16 protein-coding genes and 1 pseudogene are annotated in these 19,947 nt (G+C 70.4%); 10 read left to right on the top strand and 7 right to left on the bottom strand.

Features of this window, described 5'->3' with window-relative positions; genetic code table 11:
- Positions 1-44 precede the first annotated feature (44 nt).
- Both ABTZ94_RS19050 and ABTZ94_RS19045 read right to left on the bottom strand, forming a co-directional pair.
- Positions 45-1,841 (bottom strand): serine/threonine-protein kinase, encoded by a 1,797-nt coding sequence (locus tag ABTZ94_RS19050; RefSeq protein WP_351202220.1) that lies wholly within the window; start codon positions 1,839-1,841, stop codon positions 45-47.
- A 359-nt stretch (positions 1,842-2,200) separates the two neighbouring features.
- Positions 2,201-3,079, bottom strand: a complete 879-nt coding sequence (locus ABTZ94_RS19045) for a menaquinone biosynthetic enzyme MqnA/MqnD family protein (protein ID WP_351202219.1) — start codon at positions 3,077-3,079, stop codon at positions 2,201-2,203.
- Positions 3,080-3,457: 378 nt separating this feature from the next.
- Between ABTZ94_RS19045 and ABTZ94_RS19040 the strand changes: the two genes are divergently transcribed.
- Both ABTZ94_RS19040 and ABTZ94_RS19035 read left to right on the top strand, forming a co-directional pair.
- Positions 3,458-3,661 (top strand): cold-shock protein, encoded by a 204-nt coding sequence (locus ABTZ94_RS19040; protein ID WP_006347360.1) that lies wholly within the window; start codon positions 3,458-3,460, stop codon positions 3,659-3,661.
- A 152-nt stretch (positions 3,662-3,813) separates the two neighbouring features.
- Positions 3,814-4,641 carry a MerR family transcriptional regulator gene (locus ABTZ94_RS19035; protein ID WP_351202218.1) on the top strand — a complete coding sequence of 276 codons (828 nt, stop codon included), beginning with the start codon at positions 3,814-3,816 and terminating at the stop codon, positions 4,639-4,641.
- A gap of 72 nt (positions 4,642-4,713) precedes the next feature.
- On the opposite strand, the gene ABTZ94_RS19030 is transcribed toward ABTZ94_RS19035, so the two are convergent.
- On the bottom strand, positions 4,714-5,943 hold the full coding sequence (locus tag ABTZ94_RS19030) for an amidohydrolase family protein (RefSeq protein WP_351202217.1): 1,230 nt from the start codon (positions 5,941-5,943) through the stop codon (positions 4,714-4,716).
- A 268-nt stretch (positions 5,944-6,211) separates the two neighbouring features.
- Here ABTZ94_RS19030 and afsR point away from each other — a divergent pair, with 268 nt between their 5' ends.
- The 3 genes and pseudogenes from afsR to ABTZ94_RS19015 form a co-directional block, all read left to right on the top strand.
- The gene (gene afsR / locus ABTZ94_RS19025; RefSeq protein WP_351202216.1) at positions 6,212-9,172 is read left to right on the top strand and encodes an SARP-family global regulator AfsR; all 2,961 of its coding nucleotides are present in this window, start codon (positions 6,212-6,214) and stop codon (positions 9,170-9,172) included.
- 210 nt (positions 9,173-9,382) lie between these two features.
- A complete protein-coding gene (locus tag ABTZ94_RS19020) occupies positions 9,383-9,592 on the top strand; it encodes a hypothetical protein (RefSeq protein ID WP_351202215.1) in 210 nt (69 codons plus the stop codon).
- Positions 9,593-9,684: 92 nt separating this feature from the next.
- Positions 9,685-9,864 (top strand): annotated as a pseudogene (locus tag ABTZ94_RS19015) (DNA-binding protein); the annotation flags it as partial.
- A 4-nt stretch (positions 9,865-9,868) separates the two neighbouring features.
- On the opposite strand, the gene ABTZ94_RS19010 reads toward ABTZ94_RS19015, so the two are convergent.
- A complete protein-coding gene (locus ABTZ94_RS19010) occupies positions 9,869-11,443 on the bottom strand; it encodes a FadD3 family acyl-CoA ligase (RefSeq protein ID WP_351202214.1) in 1,575 nt (524 codons plus the stop codon).
- A 91-nt stretch (positions 11,444-11,534) separates the two neighbouring features.
- On the opposite strand from ABTZ94_RS19010, the gene ABTZ94_RS19005 reads away from it, so the two are divergent.
- From ABTZ94_RS19005 to ABTZ94_RS18995, 3 genes are read left to right on the top strand one after another with little or no spacing between them, the layout of a single operon-like run.
- Positions 11,535-12,683, top strand: coding sequence for a lipid-transfer protein (locus tag ABTZ94_RS19005; RefSeq protein WP_351202232.1), 1,149 nt, complete (start codon positions 11,535-11,537; stop codon positions 12,681-12,683).
- 5 nt (positions 12,684-12,688) lie between these two features.
- The gene (locus ABTZ94_RS19000; protein WP_351202213.1) at positions 12,689-13,129 is read left to right on the top strand and encodes a Zn-ribbon domain-containing OB-fold protein; all 441 of its coding nucleotides are present in this window, start codon (positions 12,689-12,691) and stop codon (positions 13,127-13,129) included.
- Positions 13,130-13,135: 6 nt separating this feature from the next.
- Positions 13,136-13,909 carry an enoyl-CoA hydratase/isomerase family protein gene (locus tag ABTZ94_RS18995; RefSeq protein WP_351202212.1) on the top strand — a complete coding sequence of 258 codons (774 nt, stop codon included), beginning with the start codon at positions 13,136-13,138 and terminating at the stop codon, positions 13,907-13,909.
- A gap of 2 nt (positions 13,910-13,911) precedes the next feature.
- Here the strand turns inward: ABTZ94_RS18995 and ABTZ94_RS18990 are convergent, their stop codons facing one another.
- On the bottom strand, positions 13,912-14,454 hold the full coding sequence (locus ABTZ94_RS18990; RefSeq protein WP_351202211.1) for a hypothetical protein: 543 nt from the start codon (positions 14,452-14,454) through the stop codon (positions 13,912-13,914).
- 192 nt (positions 14,455-14,646) lie between these two features.
- Between ABTZ94_RS18990 and ABTZ94_RS18985 the strand changes: the two genes are divergently transcribed.
- Positions 14,647-15,351 carry a hypothetical protein gene (locus tag ABTZ94_RS18985; protein WP_351202231.1) on the top strand — a complete coding sequence of 235 codons (705 nt, stop codon included), beginning with the start codon at positions 14,647-14,649 and terminating at the stop codon, positions 15,349-15,351.
- A 105-nt stretch (positions 15,352-15,456) separates the two neighbouring features.
- Here ABTZ94_RS18985 and afsK read toward each other — a convergent pair whose 3' ends face one another.
- Together afsK and ABTZ94_RS18975 are read right to left on the bottom strand one after the other, a co-directional pair.
- On the bottom strand, positions 15,457-17,847 hold the full coding sequence (gene afsK, locus ABTZ94_RS18980; RefSeq protein WP_351202210.1) for a protein serine/threonine kinase AfsK: 2,391 nt from the start codon (positions 17,845-17,847) through the stop codon (positions 15,457-15,459).
- A gap of 163 nt (positions 17,848-18,010) precedes the next feature.
- A complete protein-coding gene (locus ABTZ94_RS18975) occupies positions 18,011-18,826 on the bottom strand; it encodes a VOC family protein (protein ID WP_351202209.1) in 816 nt (271 codons plus the stop codon).
- A 362-nt stretch (positions 18,827-19,188) separates the two neighbouring features.
- On the opposite strand from ABTZ94_RS18975, the gene ABTZ94_RS18970 reads away from it, so the two are divergent.
- The gene (locus ABTZ94_RS18970; protein WP_351202208.1) at positions 19,189-19,836 is read left to right on the top strand and encodes a TetR family transcriptional regulator; all 648 of its coding nucleotides are present in this window, start codon (positions 19,189-19,191) and stop codon (positions 19,834-19,836) included.
- Positions 19,837-19,947 lie beyond the last annotated feature (111 nt).

Here is a 19,947-nt window from a genome sequence, read left to right as displayed (position 1 = left end):
ACGGATCTACGGACCGGTTCAGCCTACGCCAGCCCCTGTCGGCGTCAGCTGCCGGACCGGGTGAGCGTGCCGTACGGAAGGCCCGCGCCCCGCTCCTCGGACCGGAAGCGGAGGGTGCCGCCGGCGGCGCGCGTGAAGTGGACGTCGGAGGTGGTGGATGTGCACAGGTTCTTGTCGCTGGGACGCTCCGGGTCGGCACGCTCCCGGAGCGTCAGTTCCTTGTCGGTGCCGGACGAGAGACTTGCGATGCTGCTGCAGCGGACGGTCAGTCCAAGAGCGCTGACCTCGGTGGTCATACGGACCACGTCCGTGCCCTTCTCCCCCGCGGTGAACACGGCGGTGAGCGTGCCGTGCGGCTGCCCGGAGGTCTTCTCGGTGATCGGGCCCTTCCATGTGCCGATGAACGCCTTCGGAAGTTCGCTGATCTGCTCCGAGCCACCCATACCCGAGTCCGATGGCTGTGGCGGCCGCCCGGAGGACGCGGCGGTCGGCGGGGTGTGGTTGGCATCGCCGTGCTCGGCGGTTTCCCGGTCGCCGCCGCCCGGCATCAGATCGAAGATGAACGCGCTGCCCACGGTCACAGCGGCGAGCGCACCCGCCACGGCGAGGGCGACGGTGCAGCTCAGCCTCCGGCCGCGGTTCGCATCGGGGCGGGCCGGCCCGGAGTCCGCGCCGACGGTGACGGAGAAACCGGGGCCGGTCGTACGTTGCCCCGGCATCCCGGATGATCCGGTCGGCCCGGCCGACTCGGCCATACCGGCGGTCGTGGGCCATGAGGGCGGCCCGTTCGGCCGGGGCGGCCGGGGCGGTCCATACGACGGGGGCGGCTCGACCGGCGGGCCGAACCCACCGCCCGCACCACCCCAACCGTTCGCACCGGCACCACCGTTCGCGTCCCACAACGCACTGCTGAACGGCACCGGCCCCGACTGCACCGGTGCATCCTGCGGCTCCAGGTCCAGCAGCGCGACCGCCGCCCGGCTGACCTCACGCACCAGAGAACCGGGCAGCCAGCCCGCCGCCACCAGCGCCGCCGCCCCGCCCGGTGCCAGCTGCCGGGCCAGCTCCACGGGGGTCGGCCGGTCCTCCGGGTCCTTCTCCAGACACCCGGCGACGACGTCCCGCAGCTCTCCCTCCAGCTCCCCCAGCTCGGGCTCCTCGTGCACCACCTTGTAAAGCAGTACGGCCGATGAGTCGCCGAGGAAGGGGGCAGTACCGGTCGCCGCGTACGCGAGCACCGCGCCGAGCGAGAAGACATCGGCCGCACCCGAGATGTCCACGCCCCGGATCTGCTCCGGCGCCATGTAGCCGGGCGAGCCGACCGAGACCCCGGTGGAGGTGAGCGAGGCGGTAGCACCGATGGCGTGGGCGATCCCGAAGTCGATCAGCCGGGGGCCGTCGAGGGCGAGCAGCACGTTGGACGGCTTCACATCGCGGTGGATGAGGCCCTGCTCGTGCACCGCGGCCAGCGCCTCCCCGAGTCCGGCGCCCAGCGTCCGCACCGCGTGCTCGGGCAGCGGCCCGTGCTCGGCGACCGCGGTGGACAGCGAGGGTCCGGCCACATAGCCGGTGGCGACCCACGGGATGGGAGCGTCCGGGTCGGCGTCCAGGACGGGCGCCGTCCACTGCGCACCGATCCGCCGCGCCGCGTCCACCTCCCGGCGGAAACGGGCCCGGAACTGCTCGTCGAGAGCGAAGTGGGGGTGCACGACCTTGACCGCGACGGTGCGTCCCCCCGCGCTGCGCCCCAGATAGACCCGGCCCATGCCGCCCGCACCGAGCCTGCCGAGCAATCGGTAGGCACCGATGGTCAGCGGTTCGCCGGCTTCCAGCGGCTGCATATGGACTCCCTCCTGTGGACCGGCCGGACCTCGACCGAAGCCTAGGGGCGAAGGTCATCGGGTCACAGAGGAAACCATCCGCCGATTTCATCCCCAAGGGAACGAACAACGACTTTCGATACAACAAAAGGCGTGAATGCGTCGTTCATCCGAGCGATTCCGGTAGGCGACCGGGACTCTCCCCGGCCACCGTCCAGGAATCGGCTATTCGACGCGTATTAACCCGAATCGATAGCCGGTCCAGGAGAAGGGGTGAGGACGGGGGCGGGAAGAGATATCCGAGGCAGAGGTACAGGATTCATCTATATCCCCGGCCATTCCCGCGCACCGCTTACGACCTCCCCCACGATAGGGAGCGGTCAGCCGCCGAGCAGCTCGACCTTCACGTCCGCCGGGAAGCCGGTCGTCGGACCGACCCGGCGCGCGAACTCCTGCACGCCCGCCAGCTGGTCCGGGCCGAAGCGGAAGTCCAGGGTCGTGAAGTAACGCTCCAGCACCTCCGCGTCGAAGGCCTCCCAGCGCGCCGCCTGCTCCGCGACCTTGGTGACCTCCTCCAGGGAGACGTCCCGCGAGGCCAGGAAGGCCTCGTGCACCTTGCTCACGTGGTGGGGCTCGGCCGCCAGATAGTCCTTGCGGACCGCCCAGACCGCGAAGACGAACGGCAGCCCGGTCCAGTCCTTCCACATCTGGCCCAGGTCGTGGACCTGGAGACCGAGCCGGGGCGCGTCGTGCAGGTTGGCGCGCAGCGCGGCGTCGCCGATCAGCACGGCGGCGTCCGCCTCCTGCATCATCACGCCGAGGTCCGGCGGGCAGGTGTAGTAGTCCGGGCTGACCCCGTACCGCTCGGCGAGCAGCAGCTGGGCCAGACGCACGGAGGTGCGCGAGGTCGAACCGAGCGCCACCCGGGCCCGGTCCAGCTGGTCCAGCGGCACCTGCGACACGATCACGCACGACATGACGGGCCCGTCGCAGCCCACCGCGATGTCCGGGAAGGCGACCAGGTCATCGGCGTTGCGGAGGAACTCCACCAGCGTGACGGGGCCGATGTCCAGATCGCCCCTGATCAGCTGCTCACTGAGCTTCTCCGGGGTGTCCTTCGAAAGCTCCAGGTCGAGCAGGGTCCCGGTTCTTGCCAGTCCCCAGTACAGAGGGAGACAGTTCAGGAACTGGATGTGGCCGACGCGCGGCCGGCTGCGACGGTCATCGCTTGCGACGGTTGAGACGGTTGAATTGTCCACATCGCGAGGCTAGACCCGTGGTGCCGCCCGGACGGCACCGGGTGCGCGGGGCGTCCACCCGATCGCACTCCCGGATCGCGCCGACACCACCCCCCGGGGAACACGCGGAAGTCCTCTCCCGTACCCCCGAAGGCGCCTCGATGACACTCTCCGGGAACCCCACTTCGTCAGCTCAACAGCCGGGCAATCAAACATCCGGGTGAAGTGATCTTTCCCTCTACCCTTCCGCACACGCTGCGTGCTAGGCTCGACGCAAGTTGCAGTTTGGTTTCCCTTGCAGTACAGAGCCTGCGGAGCATGTAACCCGCAGGCTTTTGTAGTTTTCAGACTTCTTTGCAGGTTCTGGAGCAGGGCAACCCTTTGGCCCAAGGAGGGCTTATGGCTACCGGAACCGTCAAGTGGTTCAACGCTGAAAAGGGCTTCGGCTTCATCGCCCAGGACGGCGGCGGCCCGGATGTCTTCGTTCACTACTCCGCGATCAACGCGGCCGGGTTCCGCTCCCTCGAGGAGAACCAGGTCGTGAACTTCGACGTCACTCAGGGACCCAAGGGTCCGCAGGCTGAGAACGTCACCCCGGCCTAGTTGCCCGGGTCGGCCGATCGCGGCCGGCTAGCAGTACCCAAGGAGCCCCGCTCCTCCGCCTCGGCGGGGAACGGGGCTCCTGCCTTTTCCGGAAGGCGGGCACCGCGATGTTTGACCTTGACACCGTGTGAGGCCGTGCACTGGGAGACATCATGTTCACCATCGGAGACTTCGCCCGGTACGGACGGGTGTCGGCCCGGATGCTGCGCCACTACGACGCCATCGGGCTCCTGCACCCCGACCGCACCGACCCCGCCACCGGCTACCGGTTCTACGGGGCCGCCCAGCTCACACGCCTCAACCGCATCATCGCCCTCAAGGATCTCGGCTTCACGCTCCAGCAGGTGCAGGCCATCCTCGACGAGCAGGTGGGGTCGGAGGAACTGCACGGGATGCTGCGGCTGCGGCGGGCGGAGCTGGAGGAGGCCATGGCGGCGGCGGCCGCACGGCTGGCACGGGTCGAGGCGAGGCTCCGGTCGATCGAGAGCGAGGGACACATGTCTGCGGACGATGTGGTGGTCAGGAGTATTGCCCCGGTACGGGTCGCCGAGCTGAGCGGCACCGCGGCAAGTTTTGCGCCGGAGGACATCACTCCGGTGATCGGCCCGCTGTACGACCGGCTGTTCCCGCTGCTGGGCACGGTGGGCGTCAGCCCGAGCGGTCCCGGGATCGCACACTACGAGGACGCTCCGGAAGGCGGCGGCGCGGTCGTCGTTCACGCCGGGGTGACGGTCTCGGCCCCGGTGGGCCCGGTGGGCGACACCGGGATCACGGTGGTCGAGCTGCCCCCGTTCGAGGCGGCGACCATTGTTCACCGGGGTTCGATGGACGGCGTACTGCCGACGGCCCAGACCCTGGCCCGCTGGATCGACGCCAACGGCTACCGGTCCGCGGGATACGCCCGCGAGATCAGCCTGGAGTGCCCCGAGAACCAGGACAAGTGGGTGACGGAACTCCAGGAACCGATCACCGGGGCCTGACTCCCCCGGACGCCCATGGATGCAGAGGAACGTGACACCCCACGCCCGGGGTGTCACGTTCCTTTTCACCCCCTACCGTCCTGCGGGCCCCGCCCACAGCCCGTCGTCCGTCAGCCCCAGCAGGTCGATCGCGTTGCGGCGCACGATGCGGTCCACGACATCGGCGTCCAGATGCCCCATCTGCGCCTCGCCGACCTCGCGCGACTTGGGCCAGGTGGAGTCGGAGTGCGGGTAGTCCGTCTCGTACAGCACGTTTCCGACGCCGATCGAGTCCAGGTTCTTCAGCCCGAAGGCATCGTCGAAGAAGCAGCCGTAGACGTGTTCGGCGAACAACTCCGACGGCGGGCGGTGGACCTTGTCGGCGACCCCACCCCAGGCCCGGTTCTCCTCCCAGACCACGTCGGCCCGTTCCAGGATGTACGGAATCCAGCCGATCTGGCCCTCCGCGTACATGATCCGGAGATTCGGGAACCGTTCGAACTTGCCACTCATCAGCCAATCGACCATCGAGAAGCAGCAGTTGGCGAAGGTGATGGTGGAACCGACGGCGGGTGGGGCGTCGGCCGAGGTGGACGGCATCTTGGAGGACGATCCGATGTGCATCGCGATCACCGTCCCCGTCTCGTCACAGGCCCGCAGGAACGGATCCCACTCGTCCGTATGAATGGATGGCAGCCCGAGATGCGGAGGTATCTCGGAGAACGCCACCGCGCGCACACCGCGCGCCGCGTTCCGCCGGACCTCGTCCGCGGCCAGCTGCGCGCCCCAGAGCGGGATCAGGGTGAGCGGGATGAGCCGGCCCCGCGCCTCGGGGCCGCACCACTCCTCCACCATCCAGTCGTTGTACGCCCGCACCCCGAGCAGCCCCAGCTCGCGGTCCTTCGCTTCGGTGAAGGTCTGGCCGCAGAAGCGGGGGAAGGTGGGGAAGCAGAGGGCGGACTGGACATGGTTGACGTCCATGTCGGCGAGCCGGTCGGGGACCGAGAACGAACCGGGACGCATCTGCTCGTACGTGATGACCTCGAGCCTGATCTCGTCCCGGTCGTAGCCGACCGCGGTGTCGAGCCGGGTGAGCGGGCGGTGCAGATCCTCGTACACCCACCAGTCGCCGATCGGCCCGTCGTCCCCCTTCGCACCCATCACGGGCGCGAACCTGCCGCCCATAAAGGTCATTTCCTTGAGCGGTGCGCGGACGATTCGCGGGCCGCGGTCGAGATACTTGGACGGGAGCCGGTCCCGCCAGACATGAGCGGGCTCCACCGTGTGGTCGTCCACCGAGATGATCTTCGGGAAGGTCTCCATGCCTACCACGGTAGCGTTGAACTGACGAACCGTCAGCTTTCTGCACCGTCCCTCGTTCCACAATCATTGTCGAGGGCTTGTGCAGAGAGTCACCCACTGGTGACGTGTCCGCCCATAACAAGGCAGACTGTTGAGCGCGATACCAGCGGTAGCGATCAATGCGGATCCATCCGCCCGGACCGGTACATGGGCCGGGCGGGCAGATCCGGAACGGACATGACCAGCACGATCGGCAGGACCGGCGGGGCGAGCAGGGCAGGGGGCAGCAATGGACCGTGACAACGGGCCGCACGCGCGTGTTCCGGAGCAGCGCGCTCCGCAGCAGCGGCCGGCCGACGGCGCCGCTCTGCGCTTTTCCGTGCTCGGCCCGGTACGGGCATGGCGCAGCGACGAAGCGCTGCCGTCCGGTTCACCGCAGCAGCGCGCCCTGCTGACCGCGCTGCTGCTGCGCGGCGGGCGCACGGCCACCGCTTCCGAACTCATCGACGCCATCTGGGGCGAGGACCCGCCCTCGCAGGCGCTCGCCGCCGTACGCACCTACGCCTCCCGGCTCCGTAAGATCCTCGACCCGCAGACACTGGTCAGCGACGCCGGCGGATACGCGATCCGGACCACGCACGACGCCCTCGACCTGACCGTGGCCCAGGAGCTGGCGGCCGAGGCGGAGAAGGCCCGTGCGTCCAGCGACCGCGCCCTGGCCCGCGCCCTCCTCACCGAGGCGCTCGACCTGTGGGACGGCGAGGCCCTGGCCTCCGTGCCCGGCCCGTACGCCGAGAATCAGCGCACCCGGCTGGAGGAATGGCGGCTCCAGCTCACCGAGACCCGCCTGGACCTGGATCTGGAGGTCGGCTGCCACGCGGAGGCGGTCTCCGAACTGACCGCGCTCACCGCCGCGCACCCGCTGCGCGAGCGGCTGCGCGAACTTCTCATGGTCGCCCTGTACCGCAGCGGCCGCCAGGCCGAGGCACTCGCGGTGTACGCCGACACCCGCCGACTGCTCGCCGACGAACTGGGCGTCGACCCGCGCCCCGAACTCGCCCAGCTCCAGCAGCGCATCCTGCAGGCGGACGAGGAACTGGCCCGCCCAACCGACGAACCGGCCCCGGCCCCCGCACCCGTCCGCCCCGCCCAGCTCCCGGCCACGGTCCCGGACTTCACCGGCCGCGCCTCCTTCGTACGCGAACTGGGCGACCGGCTGGCGTCGGCCGAGGGTACGGTCATGGCCGTCTCGGCACTGGCCGGCATCGGCGGAGTCGGCAAGACGACCCTCGCCGTGCACGTCGCCCACCAGGCACGCCAGCACTTCCCGGACGGCCAGCTGTACGTCGACCTCCAGGGCGCCGGCGCACGGGCGGCGGAGACGGAGACGGTGCTCGGCGCGTTCCTGCGCGCCCTGGGCACGGCGGACTCGGCGATCCCCGACTCCCTGGACGAGCGCGCCGCCCTCTACCGGTCCACGCTCGACGGCCGCCGCATCCTGATCCTCCTCGACAACGCCCATGACGCCGCCCAGATCCGCCCCCTCCTCCCCGGCACCGCGGGCTGCGCGGCCCTGGTCACCAGCCGCGTCCGGATGGTCGACCTGGCCGGCGCCCACCTGGTCGACCTGGACGTGATGTCCCCGGAGGAGGCGCTCCAGCTCTTCACACGCATCGTGGGCGAGGAACGCATCGACTCCGAGCGCGACGCCGCCCTCGACGTGGTCGCCGCCTGCGGCTTCCTCCCCCTGGCCATCCGTATCGCCGCCTCCCGCCTGGCCGCCCGCCGCACCTGGACCGTCTCCGTCCTGGCCGCCAAACTCGCCGACGAGCGCCGCCGCCTGGACGAACTCCAGGCGGGCGACCTCGCGGTGAAGGCCACCTTCGAACTCGGCTACGGCCAGCTGGAACCCGCCCAGGCCCACGCCTTCCGCCTCCTCGGCCTCGCCGACGGCCCGGACATCTCCCTGGCCGCGGCGGCGGCCCTGCTGAACCTGCAGGTGCATGCGGCGGAGGATCTGCTGGAGGCCCTGGTCGACACCAGCCTCCTGGAATCGGCCGCCCCGGGGCGGTACCGGTACCACGACCTGGTGCGGCTCTACGCGCGCTCCTGCGCCGAACGGGACGAACAGCAGCCCGGGGAGCGCGAGTTGGCGCTGTCGCGGCTGCTGGACTTCTATCTGGCCACGGTCGCGCGCGTGAGCACCATGGAGAAGCCGGGCGACACCCTGGTCAACCACCTCACCCCCACCTCCTACGCGGGCCTGGAGTTCTCCAGTCGGCGCGATGCTCAGGACTGGCTCTACGCCGAGGCGGGAACGCTGCTGGCCTGTGCCCGTCAGTCCGCAGGCGGACAGACGCTGCGTCACGCCGTCGATCTGCTCTGGACTGCCATCGAACTGGCGGAATCGGGGGCGAATTCGAAGGAGTACGAGGCGACCGTCGCCGCTGTTTTCAGGGCTGCCGAGCTGGCCGGTGACGCCAAGTCGGAGGGCAGGGCCCTCATCACTCTGGCCAATGTGCACCATGTGTCCGGCCGTTTCGACCTGGCCGACCACGAATGCCGGCGGGTACTTCACCTCTCTGCCGTCGCACAGGACCCGCTCGCCGCCTGCTGGGCGTCGAATCTGCTCGGCATTGTCGCGCTCTACGAGAACCGCCACGCGGACGGCGAAGAACATCTGACTCGCGCGATAGCTCATTTTCGGGAACTCGAGGACCGCCCCGGCGAAGCCGCCGCCCTGTGCAACCTGTCGCGGGTCCACCTGGCGATGGGCCGAACGGACAGCGCAGTATCGCTCGCGCAACAGGGGACGCAGATGTACGACGAAATGGACCACGCGCTGAAAGGGGCGAACGGCCGCTATGCGTTGGGGCTCGCACTCACGCAAAGCGGCCGGCTGGAGGCCGCCGCCGACAGCCTGAAGCAGGCGCACCAGGTCTTCAAGGACAGTCGACAGCGACTCTGGGAGGGCATGGCACTGTTCCGCCTCGCAGAGGTCGACATCGCCGCCCAGCGCCCGGCACAAGCCGCGGCCAACTCCGAGCTCGCGCTCACCATTCTCCGCGGCATCGGGGGCGAATGGCGGCGCGGCAATGTCCTCACGGTCCTCGGCAGGGCACTGTCCGGCATAGGGCAGACCGGCCGGGCCCGGGTCTGCTGGCACGAAGCCTTGGCCATCTTCGAAGCGCACGGTTCCCCCGAGGCCGCCGATGTACGAGGGCTCCTCAATCCGGCCACAGTCGCCTGACCGGCCGCCGCCAGGCCGTTCATCGTTCGTTTATCGTCCCGCGCCACTCTCTTTTCAGTCGATCCGTTGTGTCGGGGGGCAGACGGGGCGACAGACGGCCGTGGCACTAATGTGAACGGCCCCGACAGGCCCGTCCGGCAGTCCACGGGGGAACAGCCGGACGGGCCTCGCCGACCCAGCACGCCGAATCACCAACGGGAGTGAACGTTCATGGCCGACGCAAAGAGCAACGAGCCGATCATCAAGCCGCTCAACACCCACGCCACCAGCGGCCCGGCGGGCGAGACGGTCCCCGACGTCCGGGGCACGGACGGCGAGATCAAGCCGCTCAACACCCACGCCACCGTCGCGCCGGAGGGCAAGGCCGAAGACACGACCGACAACACGCACGCCACGGCTGAGCCGGCCGACCAGAGCTGAATTCGACGGGGAACGGGGGAGCGGCCGCGGCGGCGCGGAGGGGGAGCCGTCGCGGCCGCTGCATGTTGTTCACCGGTCACGTGATCGTGCTGCACTCAGCCGCGTCCCTGCTCCGGGACGCCGGACTGCACGGCCGCACATACGCGATCGACGCGATGCTCCGTGCGACCGCCCTGGCGCACCCTGGCCGGGTGACGGTCCTGACTTCCGATATGGAGGCCAACGGGCTGCTCACCACAGGCCCTCACCGGGTGGTGGCGGAGAAGGTCTGACCAGTCAGGCGCCCCCAGCCCTCTGCTCCCGCCCCCGCAGCTCCCCCTTCACCACCTTGCCGCTCGCGTTGCGCGGCAGCTCGTCCACGAACTCCACCGCTCTGGGGACCTTGTAGTTCGCCATCTCGCGCCGGGCCCAGGCGATCAGGTCGTCCGCCGTCAGTGTCGCGCCCGCCCGGCGGACCGCGTACGCCTTGCCGACCTCGCCGAGTCTCGGGTCCGGGACGCCGATCACCGCCACGTCCGCCACGTCCGGGTGCAGGCCCAGGAGCTGTTCGATCTCGGCGGGGTACGCGTTGAAGCCGCCGACTATGAACATGTCCTTGATCCGGTCGGTGATCCGGAGGTTGCCGTCCTCGTCGAGGACGCCCACGTCACCCGTGTGGAGCCAGCCGTCGGAGGTGATCGCGGCGGCCGTGGTGTCCGGGTCCTCGAAATAGCCCTGCATCACGTTGAATCCGCGGACCAGGACCTCACCGGGGGTGCCCGGGTCGGCCAGGACGCGGAGTTCCGTGCCGGGGATCGCCCGGCCGGATGTCGAGGCGATCGTCCGCGCCGGGTCGCCGCGTCGGCACATGGTGACGATGCCGCTCGCCTCGGAGAGGCCGTACGCGGTGAGGACCGTCGCTGTGCCGAGCTCCGTGCGCAGGCGTTCCACCAGTTGCAGCGGGACCACCGCCGCGCCCGTCACCACCAGGCGGAGGGCGGAGAGGTCGTGGGCGTCCCGGGCCGGGTGGTCCAGGAGGGACTGGTGGAGGGTGGGCGGGCCCGGCAGGACCGAGATGCGTTCGGCGGCGATGTTGGCCAGGACCGTGTCCACGTTGAACACCGGCTGCGGGACCATCGTCGCGCCCCGCATCAGGCACGCGACGATGCCCGCCTTGTAGCCGAAGGTGTGGAAGAAGGGGTTCACGATCAGATAGCGGTCGCCCTCGCGCAGATCCGCCAGCTCGCTCCAGATCGCGTAGCAGCGCAGGGTCTGGGCGTGGGTGATGACCGCGCCCTTGGGCCGGCCCGTGGTGCCCGAGGTGTAGATGATGTCGGAGGGGGCCGAGGGGGCGATCGCGTCGGCTCGGGTTCGTACCGCCGCACCGGACACCCCCTCCCCCGCGGCCAGGAAGTCCTTCCAGGTGACGTAGTCGTCCGGGGCGCTGTCCGCCAGCACCACCACCTGTTCCAGGTGCGGGAGCCGTACGTCGGCCCGGCGCAGGGACGCCACGTACGACGTGCCGAGGAAGGTGCCTGTAATGAAGAGCAGTTTCGCCCGGCTGCGCTGCAGGATGTGCGCCGCCTCCGTGCCCTTGAAGCGGGTGTTGAGGGGGACGAGGACCGCCCCGGCGGTGACGGCACCGAGCGCGGAGACGATCCAGTCCAGGGTGTTCGGGGCCCAGACCGCGACCCGGTCCCCCGGCTCGATGCCCGAGGCCATACAGGCGGCGGCGGCCCGTTCGACACGCTCGCCGAGTTCGGCGTACGAGATCCGGGTCCGGCCCTCGACGACCGCCTCCCGGTCCCCGTACCGCCGCGCCGCCGCCCGTACCAGCTCCGGGACGCTGTCCCACTCCTCGTCGCCGCGCATCGTTCGCCTCCCTGACGCAGTAGCTGACTATCCGTCAGATTAGCTGTAGCCTCAGCCGCTGTCAGCAGTCATGACGGTCTCGGAGGTGGCGGTGGCGGCACTCAAGGACGTGACAGCGATAGCCGGCATAGGGCAGACGGCGTTCGCCAGGCAACTGCCCGAATCCGAGAAGACCTTGGCCTGCCGGGCCATCGTCGCGGCGCTCGACGACGCGGGCATCGCCGCCTCGGAGGTGGATGCCTTCGCCTCGTACACGATGGAGGAGACCGACGAGGTCGAGATCGCCAAGGCCATCGGGGCGGGCGATGTCACCTTCTTCAGCAAGGTGGGGTACGGGGGCGGCGGCTCCTGCGCGACGATCGCGCATCTCGCCGCGGCCGTGGCGACCGGGCAGGCGAGTGTCGGTGTCGCCTGGCGGTCGCGGAAGCGGGGGTCGGGACCCCGACCGTGGAAGAACACGGCCGTGCAACTGCCCACCCCCGCCCAGTGGACCCGGCCGTACGGGCTGCTGCGGCCGGCCGACGAGATCGGGATGCTGGCGCGGCGGTACATGCACGAGTACGGGGCGACCCGCGACCATCTCTTCAACGTCGCCCTCGCCTGCCGCAACCGCGCCAACCAGAACCCGGACGCGGTGATGTACGAGCGGCCACTGACCCGCGACATGTATATGACCTCGCGCTGGATCAGCGAGCCGCTCTGCCTCTTCGACAACTGCCTGGAGACGGACGGCGCGCTGGCCTGCGTCATCGTCTCGGCGGAGCGGGCCCGCGACTGCCGGCAGAAGCCCGTCTACATCCACTCCGTCGCCCAGGGGCTGCCCGCCCAGCACCACGGCATGGTCAACTACTGGAACGACGACCCGCTCACCGGCCCCGCCTGGACGGCCGCCCGGCAGCTGTGGAAGCAGGCCGACTTCGGCCCCGACGACGTGGACGTCGCGCAGATCTATGACGCGTTCACCCCACTCATTCCGCTCTCGCTGGAGGGTTACGGCTTCTGCGGGCGCGGCGAGGGCGCCGCGTTCACCGAGGGCGGGGCGCTGGAGAGCGGCGGGCGGCTGCCCATCAACACCGGGGGCGGCGGGCTCAGCGAGGCGTATGTACACGGCTTCAACCTGATCAACGAGGGCGTGAAGCAGTTGCGCGGCGTCTCCACCGCACAGGTCCCGGACGCCGGGACGTGTCTGGTCACGGCCGGCGAGGGCGTGCCCACATCTGCCGTACTGCTGAGGAGTTGACCGGGATGGATGCCATTCTGCTGCCCGTCGTGGACGAGGACGGCGCCCCCTTCTGGGAGTACGCGGCCCGCGGCGAACTCCGCGTCCAGGCGTGCGCCGCCCCGGAGTGCGGAAGGCTGCGCTTTCCGCCCCGGCCGTGCTGCCCGCACTGCCAGTCCTTCGAGAGCGAGTGGCGGCCCCTCAGCGGGCGCGGCCGTGTCTGGTCGTACGTGCTGCCGCATCCGCCGCTGCTGCCCGCGTACGCCGCGCAGGCCCCGTACAACGCCGTCGTGGTCGAGCCGGCCGACGCCCCGGGCATTCGGCTGGTCGGGAATGTGGTGAGCGGGCCGGACGCCCCGCTGGACTCCGTCGATCCCGGGCGGCTGCGGATCGGGGCCCGGGTGAAAGCGGTCTTCTGCCCGGTCACTCCCGAAGTGACCCTGGTGCGTTGGCTGCTGGAGAGGTGACCGGCGATGGCACTGCGGACGGAGACGGACAAGGAGACCGGGGTCGCGCTCGTCACCCTCGACCGGCCCGAGAAGCTCAATGCGATCGACCTGGTGACCGCCGCCGAACTGACCGCCGCCTGGCGGGCGTTCCGCTTCGACGACGGGGTAAGGGCCGTGGTCGTCACTGGTGCGGGCGTCCGGGCCTTCTGTACGGGGATCGACCGGGGCGTGGAGGTGCCGCAGCCCTCGTCCCCGTACACGATCGACGATCCGCTGATCGCGATCGGGCCGAAGGGGAACGACCTGTGGAAGCCGGTGATCGCGGCCGTGGAGGGGATGGCCTGTGGCGGGGCGTTCTATCTGCTGGGCGAGGCGGAGTTCGTCATCGCGTCCGAGGAGGCGACGTTCTTCGACCCGCACACGACGTACGGCATGGTCAGCGCGTACGAGGCGATCTCCATGGCGCAGCGGATGCCGTTCGGCGAGGTGGCCCGGATGTCCCTGATGGGTACGGCCGAACGGGTCACGGCCCGTCGGGCGTACGAGACCGGGCTGGTCAGTGAGTTGACGGCACCCGGCGGCGCGGTGGCGGCAGCGCTGCGGGCGGCGGGAGTGATCGCCTCGTATCCGACCCGGGCGGTGCAGGGCACGGTACGGGCGGTGTGGTCCGCGAAGGAGGCGGCCAGGGCGCAGGCCATGGCCCATGCCCCGCACCTGATTGCGCTCGGGAACCTGCCGCCGGAGCGGCAGGGCGAGTTGTTCCGGGGGCGGGGCGGCAACGAGTTCCGGTTGCGTTGAGGTCAGTAGCTCAGCTCGGCATCGACCCGGCACTTCTTCACCCGGGAGACCTTGTACGGGCTGTCCATCCGCACGGAGACGGTCTTGGTCTCGCCGCCCTCGACGTCCACGCTCGCCTCACCCGTGTCAACGGTGTTGCCCACTGCGTCGAGGAAGACCACATCGACTTCGTAGGTGTGCGAGCCGACGGCGTTCGCCGTGAGCCGGACGGTGGAGGTGGTGACGGCCTTGCGCTTGCCCTTGCGGGGCTGGGCGCAGCGGAAGACGTAGGCCCGGGGCGCGTCCGAAGCGCTGACGTCCGGGGTCGGCGTCTCGTAGCCGGAGTTGCCGGAAGAGCTGCTCGACGAGTCGTTGTCGTCGTAGTCGTAGTCGTTGTGGCGGTAGCTGCCGTTGCTCTTCTTGGAGTTGGAGCAGCCGCCGCCACTGCTGCTGCTCGATCCCTTGCCCTTGCCGCTTCGACCGCCGTGACTGGAGGTCGAGAAACCGGTGAGTGCGAGTACCGCCACGACCAGTACCGCGGAAAGCTTTATGTGCTGCCGCATCATCGATGCAGCCCCCCCTTGTGTTGTTGTCCGTGTCTGTGTCTGTGCTGTTGCTGGTGCTGTTGCTGTTGCTGTTGTCGAACGACCGCGCGACACGCTAGCGCAAGGTGCGGGAGGCAGGGGCCGGGCGTAGCGTCGACGCCGAGAGCGGTACTGATCCGTGACGCCGGTCCGCGCACACGCAGGAGGCCGATGATGGTCCGCAACGTCCTCGGCTCGGTCCTGGCTCTCGCAGGAGCGGCGGCCGTCGTGCTGAGCCCCTTCCGTGACTGGTACGACGGCCGTCTCGGGCGTCACTACCGGACCGAAGAGCTGTTCACGGGTGTCACCGGCAGCCGGCCCGGACCGCTGGGGTCGATCCTCCTGGCCTTTGTCTTCGCCGCCCTGCCGACGGTGGTCGGTGTGGTGCTGCGGTCGCGGCTGCTGGTGGCGTCCGCGGGTGTGGTGGTGCTCGGGTTCACCGTGCTGTGGATGGTGCGCCAGGGGGAGGCGTTGGGCAGTCCGGCGGTCGCGGGCGACGGTTCCGGGCTGCGGTGGGGGGTGGCGAACGCGGTGGGTGGCGGGGTGCTGCTGCTGTTGGGGGCGGTGGTGATGTCGGGGCGGCACGGTGGTGGGTGCCGGCCTGCCCGCCGGGGCCGTGACCAGCCGTATGCGGCGCCCGGTTCGGAGAACCCGGATACGTGGCCGCCTACGCAGGAGCCGGGGCCGTCCGTGCAGACGAGTACGTTGCCGGAGCCCGAGCCGGACCCGTACACGGGGCCTTCTCCGGCGGCCCGCCGCCCGGGCCCGGCGGACCAGGACACGGCCCCGCAGGCGGTGACCGGGCCGGAGGACCAGGACACCCCGCACCCCGTCGTACCGGACGAGGGGCCCGATCCGCGCCGCCCTCCGCACTCCTGAGGCCCTCCGCGCCGAGGGTTGCGGCCTCGATCGCCGCACGGGAATCACCACGCGGGAATCGCCGGCCGGGCTTGATCCGGCCTCCCGGCCCGGCCCGGCGAGGTGCTACGTCCGGGGCCGGCTGCCCGTACCCGTTCCCTTCAGAGCGTCCAGCGCGTACACGCAGCGGTCCTTGCTGCACGCGTACACGACACCGCCTCGCGCCACCGGCGAACCCGTGATCTCGCCGCCCGTCGCCAGCTTCCAGCGGAGTTGGCCGCCCGCCGCGTCCAGGGTGTACAGGACGTGGTCGGCGGAGCCGAAGTGGACCCGGCCGTCGGCAACCACCGGGGCCCCCACCACCTCGCCGCCCGCAGCGAACCGCCACTTCGGGGTGCCGGTGACCGCGTCGAGCGTGTACAGCGCGCTGCCGCTGCCGACATGGACGTTCCCGGCCGTGACCAGGACCGGTTCGGTCGACTGGCGGGCCTCCGTGGCGATGCGCCAGCGGTCCTTGCCGGTCGAGGCGTCGATCGCGTACACCGTGCCGAGGTAGTCGGCGAGGTACACGCCGCCTCCGGTGACGGCGGGGCCGGGCGCGAACGCGGGCGGGGAGAGGAAGACCGCGGGCGACTCGAAGTGCCAGCGGACATGACCGGACACGGTGTCGACGGCCAGGACCCGGGCCCCCGCGCCGACGTACACGAAGCCGTCCGGCGCCGCGGTCACCCGGACCGGCACACCGCCGCAGGAGGCCGCGTCGCCGATGGGGTACGACCAGCGTTCGATGCCGGTGCGGGCGTCGACGGCGCGCAGCCGGGCGTCCTGCCAGAGGTAGACCGTGCCGTCGTGGATCGTGGGCCCGGCCTCCGCCGTCTCGAAGTCGCTCTGCACGCCGCTGCTCTCCCACAGCTTCTCGCCCGTGGACGCCTCCCACGCCTGGACGCCGCCGCCCCTGGTGCCGGTGACGACGGTGCCGCGGTCGGCCTTGAGGGAGTACACCCAGGCATCGGTCTGCAGCCGCCACCGCTCGGCGCCGGTCGCCGCGTCCAGGGCGTACAGCGACGGCCCGTCGGAGGCGTGGATACGGCCGCCCTCGACGGCCATCACCCACGCCACGTCCCGGGTCTTGAACTGGCGCCGCCCGTTGCCGACGTCCAGGGCGTGCACCTCGAACGACGTGACGTAGAGGAGGTCCCCCGCGACGACGGGCGTCCCCCAGACGTCGTTGGACATCCGGAACCGCCAGGGCCGCCAGCGGTCCGGGGCCGGGGGCGCGGTCTCGGGGGCGTGCGCGGGCGCGGGCAGAGGGGCGGGCGGGGCGGCGGGGGGCATGGCGTTCACACCGGCGGGCGGGCGCACCCAGCCGGTCGCGGGGCCGGTGTCCGCGGTGGCCGTGGCGACGGCCCGTACGTCCTGGGCGCGCGGGCCGGGGCCGATCGGCACCTTCGCACCGGGCAGCCGCACCGGACCACCCTCGTCGGGCAGCTGCGCGGACACGGCGGCCGGGGAGTGCTGGTCGGCGTCGCTGCGCCAGGCGGTTTCCCGGTCGGCGCCGGGCGGACGCTGGGGCGGCGGCGGCACGGGGGCCGGAGCGGGTGCGGGAGCCGCGGTCCTGCGGCCTCCGCCGCGGCGCTGCTCGATCATCGCGGTGGCGGAGGCCGGCAGCCATGCCGAGGCCGTACCGCTGTCGTCGCCGCCGGAGGCGAAGAGGTGCGGGGCGAGCTGGGCCTGCAGATCGGCGGGGGTGGGCCGCAGCCCGGCGTCCATCTGCATACAGGAGTCGATCAGCGGCCTCAGTTCGTCGGGCAGGCCCTCCAGATCCGGGCCGTCACGCAGCAGCATGAAGACCGTCTCGACGGGGTTGGCGCCGTGGAACGGCGCATGGCCGGTAGCGGCGAAGACCAGTGTCGAGCCGAGCGAGAAGACATCGCTGGCGCCCTTGACGCTGCGCGAGTCCCGCGCCTGCTCGGGCGACATGTAAGCGGGTGTGCCGACGGCGACATTCGTCATGGTCAGCCGGGTGTTGGAGACCCCGGACGCGATCCCGAAGTCGATCACCCGCGGGCCGTCCTCCACGACGAGCACGTTCGACGGCTTCATGTCGCGGTGGACGAGCCCGGCGCCGTGGATCGACTGGAGCGCCTCGGCGATACCGGCGGCCAGCCAGCGCACCGCCTGGACCGGCATGGGCCCGCACTCACTCACTATCTCTTCGAGCGACGGGGCGGGCACATAGGCGGTGGCCAGCCACGGCACGGCGGCCCGCGAGTCGGCGTCCACCACCGCGGCCGTGTAGAAGCCGCTGACTGCGCGGGCCGCCTCCACCTCGCGCGTGAACCGGACCCGGAACAGCTGGTCCTCGGCGAGCTCGGTACGCACCGTCTTGATCGCCACCCGCCGGCCCGAAGCCGAGCGGGCGAGATAGACCAGGCCCATGCCTCCGGCCCCGAGCCGTCCCAGCACCTCGAACGGGCCGATCCGCCTCGGGTCGTGCTGCGTCAGCTGCTCCACCACTTGCCCTGCCACCTCCCCGTACGGGCCTCAGGAACAGAAGCCCGCGAAAACCCGCCCTGTACTGCGTCTCACCACCACTGGGCACCACCCGGCGGTGCGCACCCCGATTGTTGCTGGCTGAGGCCCTGGTTGCGAACCCGGGGGCGGACCTGGGTGTCACAGCTCACTCTGCCCTCTTCTCGGACACAGTGGGCTGAAGTACGGCGAACACGGCGCCCTGATCGTCCACGAGGACCGCCGTCCTCCCGTACGGGACGTCGAAGGGCGGCGCGGAGATGCGGCCACCGAGGCGTACGGCGTGCCCGGCGGCGGCATTGCAGTCCTCGACGGCGAAGTAGCTGAGGAAGTAGCTGGGCATCTCGGCCGGGAAGGCGTCGGTGATGACGCTGCGCCCGCCGACCGCGGTGTCCGGTCCGGGTTCCGTGCCCGCCGGAGACCACATGCGGAAGTCGACGGCGGACTCGGCCGTGCCGGATTCACCTGCGCCGGAGGCGTCCAGATCGGTGCCCTGGAAGCCGAAGACCTCCTCGTAGAAGGCATCGACGCGGTCCTTCTGCCGGGTGTAGACCTCGGTCCAGCAGAAGGAACCTGGTTCGTTCTGCTTCTGGAAGCCTTCGCGGTCACCGGCCTGCCAGAGCCCGAAGACCGCGCCGCCGGGGTCGGCCGCCTGCGCGAGCACTCCGGCCCGGCCGGCCCGCACGGGGTCGGTGATCACCTGCCCACCCGCCTCCCTGATGCGGGCGACGGACTCGACGATGTCGTCGGTGGCGAAATAGATGCCCCAGGCGGTCGGCATCCGGCCGTCCTGCTTGGCGGCGAGTGCGGCGACGAGCTTCCCGTCGCTGAGGGCATCCGCGTACGGGCCGTCGCCGGCCCGGAAGGTCCAGCCGAACAGCTCACCGTAGAAGCGCTTGCCCGCTTCGAGGTCGGGAAGCTGCACATCCACCCAGCACGGCGCGGATTGCGCGAATGCGGCCATGGGCCCGGGTCCTTCCGTCGCGGTCGGTCGCGGTCGTTCGCGGTTTGTTCGCAGTTGTCCGCGGTCGGTCCCGACCGTTCGCGGTTTCGTGGCAGTGACACTCGTCACAGCAAACGTAACCGCGGGTGGCACGCACCGCGCCCCGACCCGTTCATATCGAACCCATTTTCGATGGAGGAGTTCCTTACTCACGGCGTAACGCAAAGTTATCCACGGAAGTTATCCACAGGCTGTTGATAACACTTATCGCCCCCGTGGGGCGCAGCCGTCGACATCCAGCCACTCCCCCCACCCCGCCTGCGGTGCTCCCCATTTGCAGTCGGCCGAATCGCGCTCCGATCCCCCCTCGGTAAGCTGACGGCATGACAGGACAAGTACGCACCGTCGACGGCCGCGTGGCCGGTCGACGCGGACAGGCGACGCGGCAGAAGCTGCTCGACTGCCTCAGCGAGATGCTCAGTTCCTCGCCATACCGGGACGTCAAAGTCATCGACGTTGCCCGGAAGGCAGGGACTTCACCCGCGACCTTCTATCAATACTTCCCCGACGTCGAAGGCGCCGTCCTCGAAATCGCCGAAGAAATGGCCAAGGAGGGCGCCGGGTTGACCGAACTGGTCGCCGGCCGCTCCTGGATCGGCAAGGCCGGCCGGCAGACCGCCGAAGAGCTCGTCGAGGGATTCCTCGACTTCTGGCGGCATCACGACGCGATCCTGCGCGTGGTCGACCTCGGAGCGGCCGAGGGCGACAAGCGGTTCTACAAGATCCGCATGAAGATCCTGAACTCGGTCACCAACTCCCTTACGGATTCGGTGAAGGAGCTCCAGGCCAAGGGCAAGGTCGACAAGGACGTCAGCGCCGCCGCGATGGCGGGCTCGCTTGTCGCGATGCTGGCCGCCGTCGCCTCGCACCAGAAGGGCTTCACGACGTGGGGCGTGAAGCAGGCCGAACTCAAGCCGAATCTCGCACTGTTGGTACATCTGGGCATCACCGGCAAGAAGCCGACCAGGTAGCGCCGCGCCGGACCCCTTCCCCCCACTGGGCACCGCGCGGACATTCCGGGCACCCCAGGTCCTGTCTCGCCGACGGGGGGGGCCCAGCGGGGGGGGGCGGCGGGGGGTAGG

Source organism: Streptomyces sp. NPDC002785 (assembly GCF_040295565.1).
Taxonomy (GTDB): Bacteria; Actinomycetota; Actinomycetes; order Streptomycetales; family Streptomycetaceae; genus Streptomyces.
Note: the sequence above shows the minus strand (reverse complement) of the source record. Positions and strands in the feature narration are given on the sequence as shown.

Coding starts and splice junctions, on each gene's coding strand:
- ABTZ94_RS18985 (WP_351202231.1), top strand. CDS start 14,647: ATGGTCCGCAACGTCCTCGGCTCGGTCCTGGCTCTCGCAGGAGCGGCG.
- ABTZ94_RS19040 (WP_006347360.1), top strand. CDS start 3,458: ATGGCTACCGGAACCGTCAAGTGGTTCAACGCTGAAAAGGGCTTCGGC.
- afsR (WP_351202216.1), top strand. CDS start 6,212: ATGGACCGTGACAACGGGCCGCACGCGCGTGTTCCGGAGCAGCGCGCT.
- ABTZ94_RS18995 (WP_351202212.1), top strand. CDS start 13,136: ATGGCACTGCGGACGGAGACGGACAAGGAGACCGGGGTCGCGCTCGTC.
- ABTZ94_RS19050 (WP_351202220.1), bottom strand. CDS start 1,841: ATGCAGCCGCTGGAAGCCGGCGAACCGCTGACCATCGGTGCCTACCGA.
- ABTZ94_RS19035 (WP_351202218.1), top strand. CDS start 3,814: ATGTTCACCATCGGAGACTTCGCCCGGTACGGACGGGTGTCGGCCCGG.
- ABTZ94_RS19020 (WP_351202215.1), top strand. CDS start 9,383: ATGGCCGACGCAAAGAGCAACGAGCCGATCATCAAGCCGCTCAACACC.
- ABTZ94_RS18975 (WP_351202209.1), bottom strand. CDS start 18,826: ATGGCCGCATTCGCGCAATCCGCGCCGTGCTGGGTGGATGTGCAGCTT.
- ABTZ94_RS19000 (WP_351202213.1), top strand. CDS start 12,689: ATGGATGCCATTCTGCTGCCCGTCGTGGACGAGGACGGCGCCCCCTTC.
- ABTZ94_RS19010 (WP_351202214.1), bottom strand. CDS start 11,443: ATGCGCGGCGACGAGGAGTGGGACAGCGTCCCGGAGCTGGTACGGGCG.
- ABTZ94_RS19030 (WP_351202217.1), bottom strand. CDS start 5,943: ATGGAGACCTTCCCGAAGATCATCTCGGTGGACGACCACACGGTGGAG.
- ABTZ94_RS18990 (WP_351202211.1), bottom strand. CDS start 14,454: ATGATGCGGCAGCACATAAAGCTTTCCGCGGTACTGGTCGTGGCGGTA.
- ABTZ94_RS18970 (WP_351202208.1), top strand. CDS start 19,189: ATGACAGGACAAGTACGCACCGTCGACGGCCGCGTGGCCGGTCGACGC.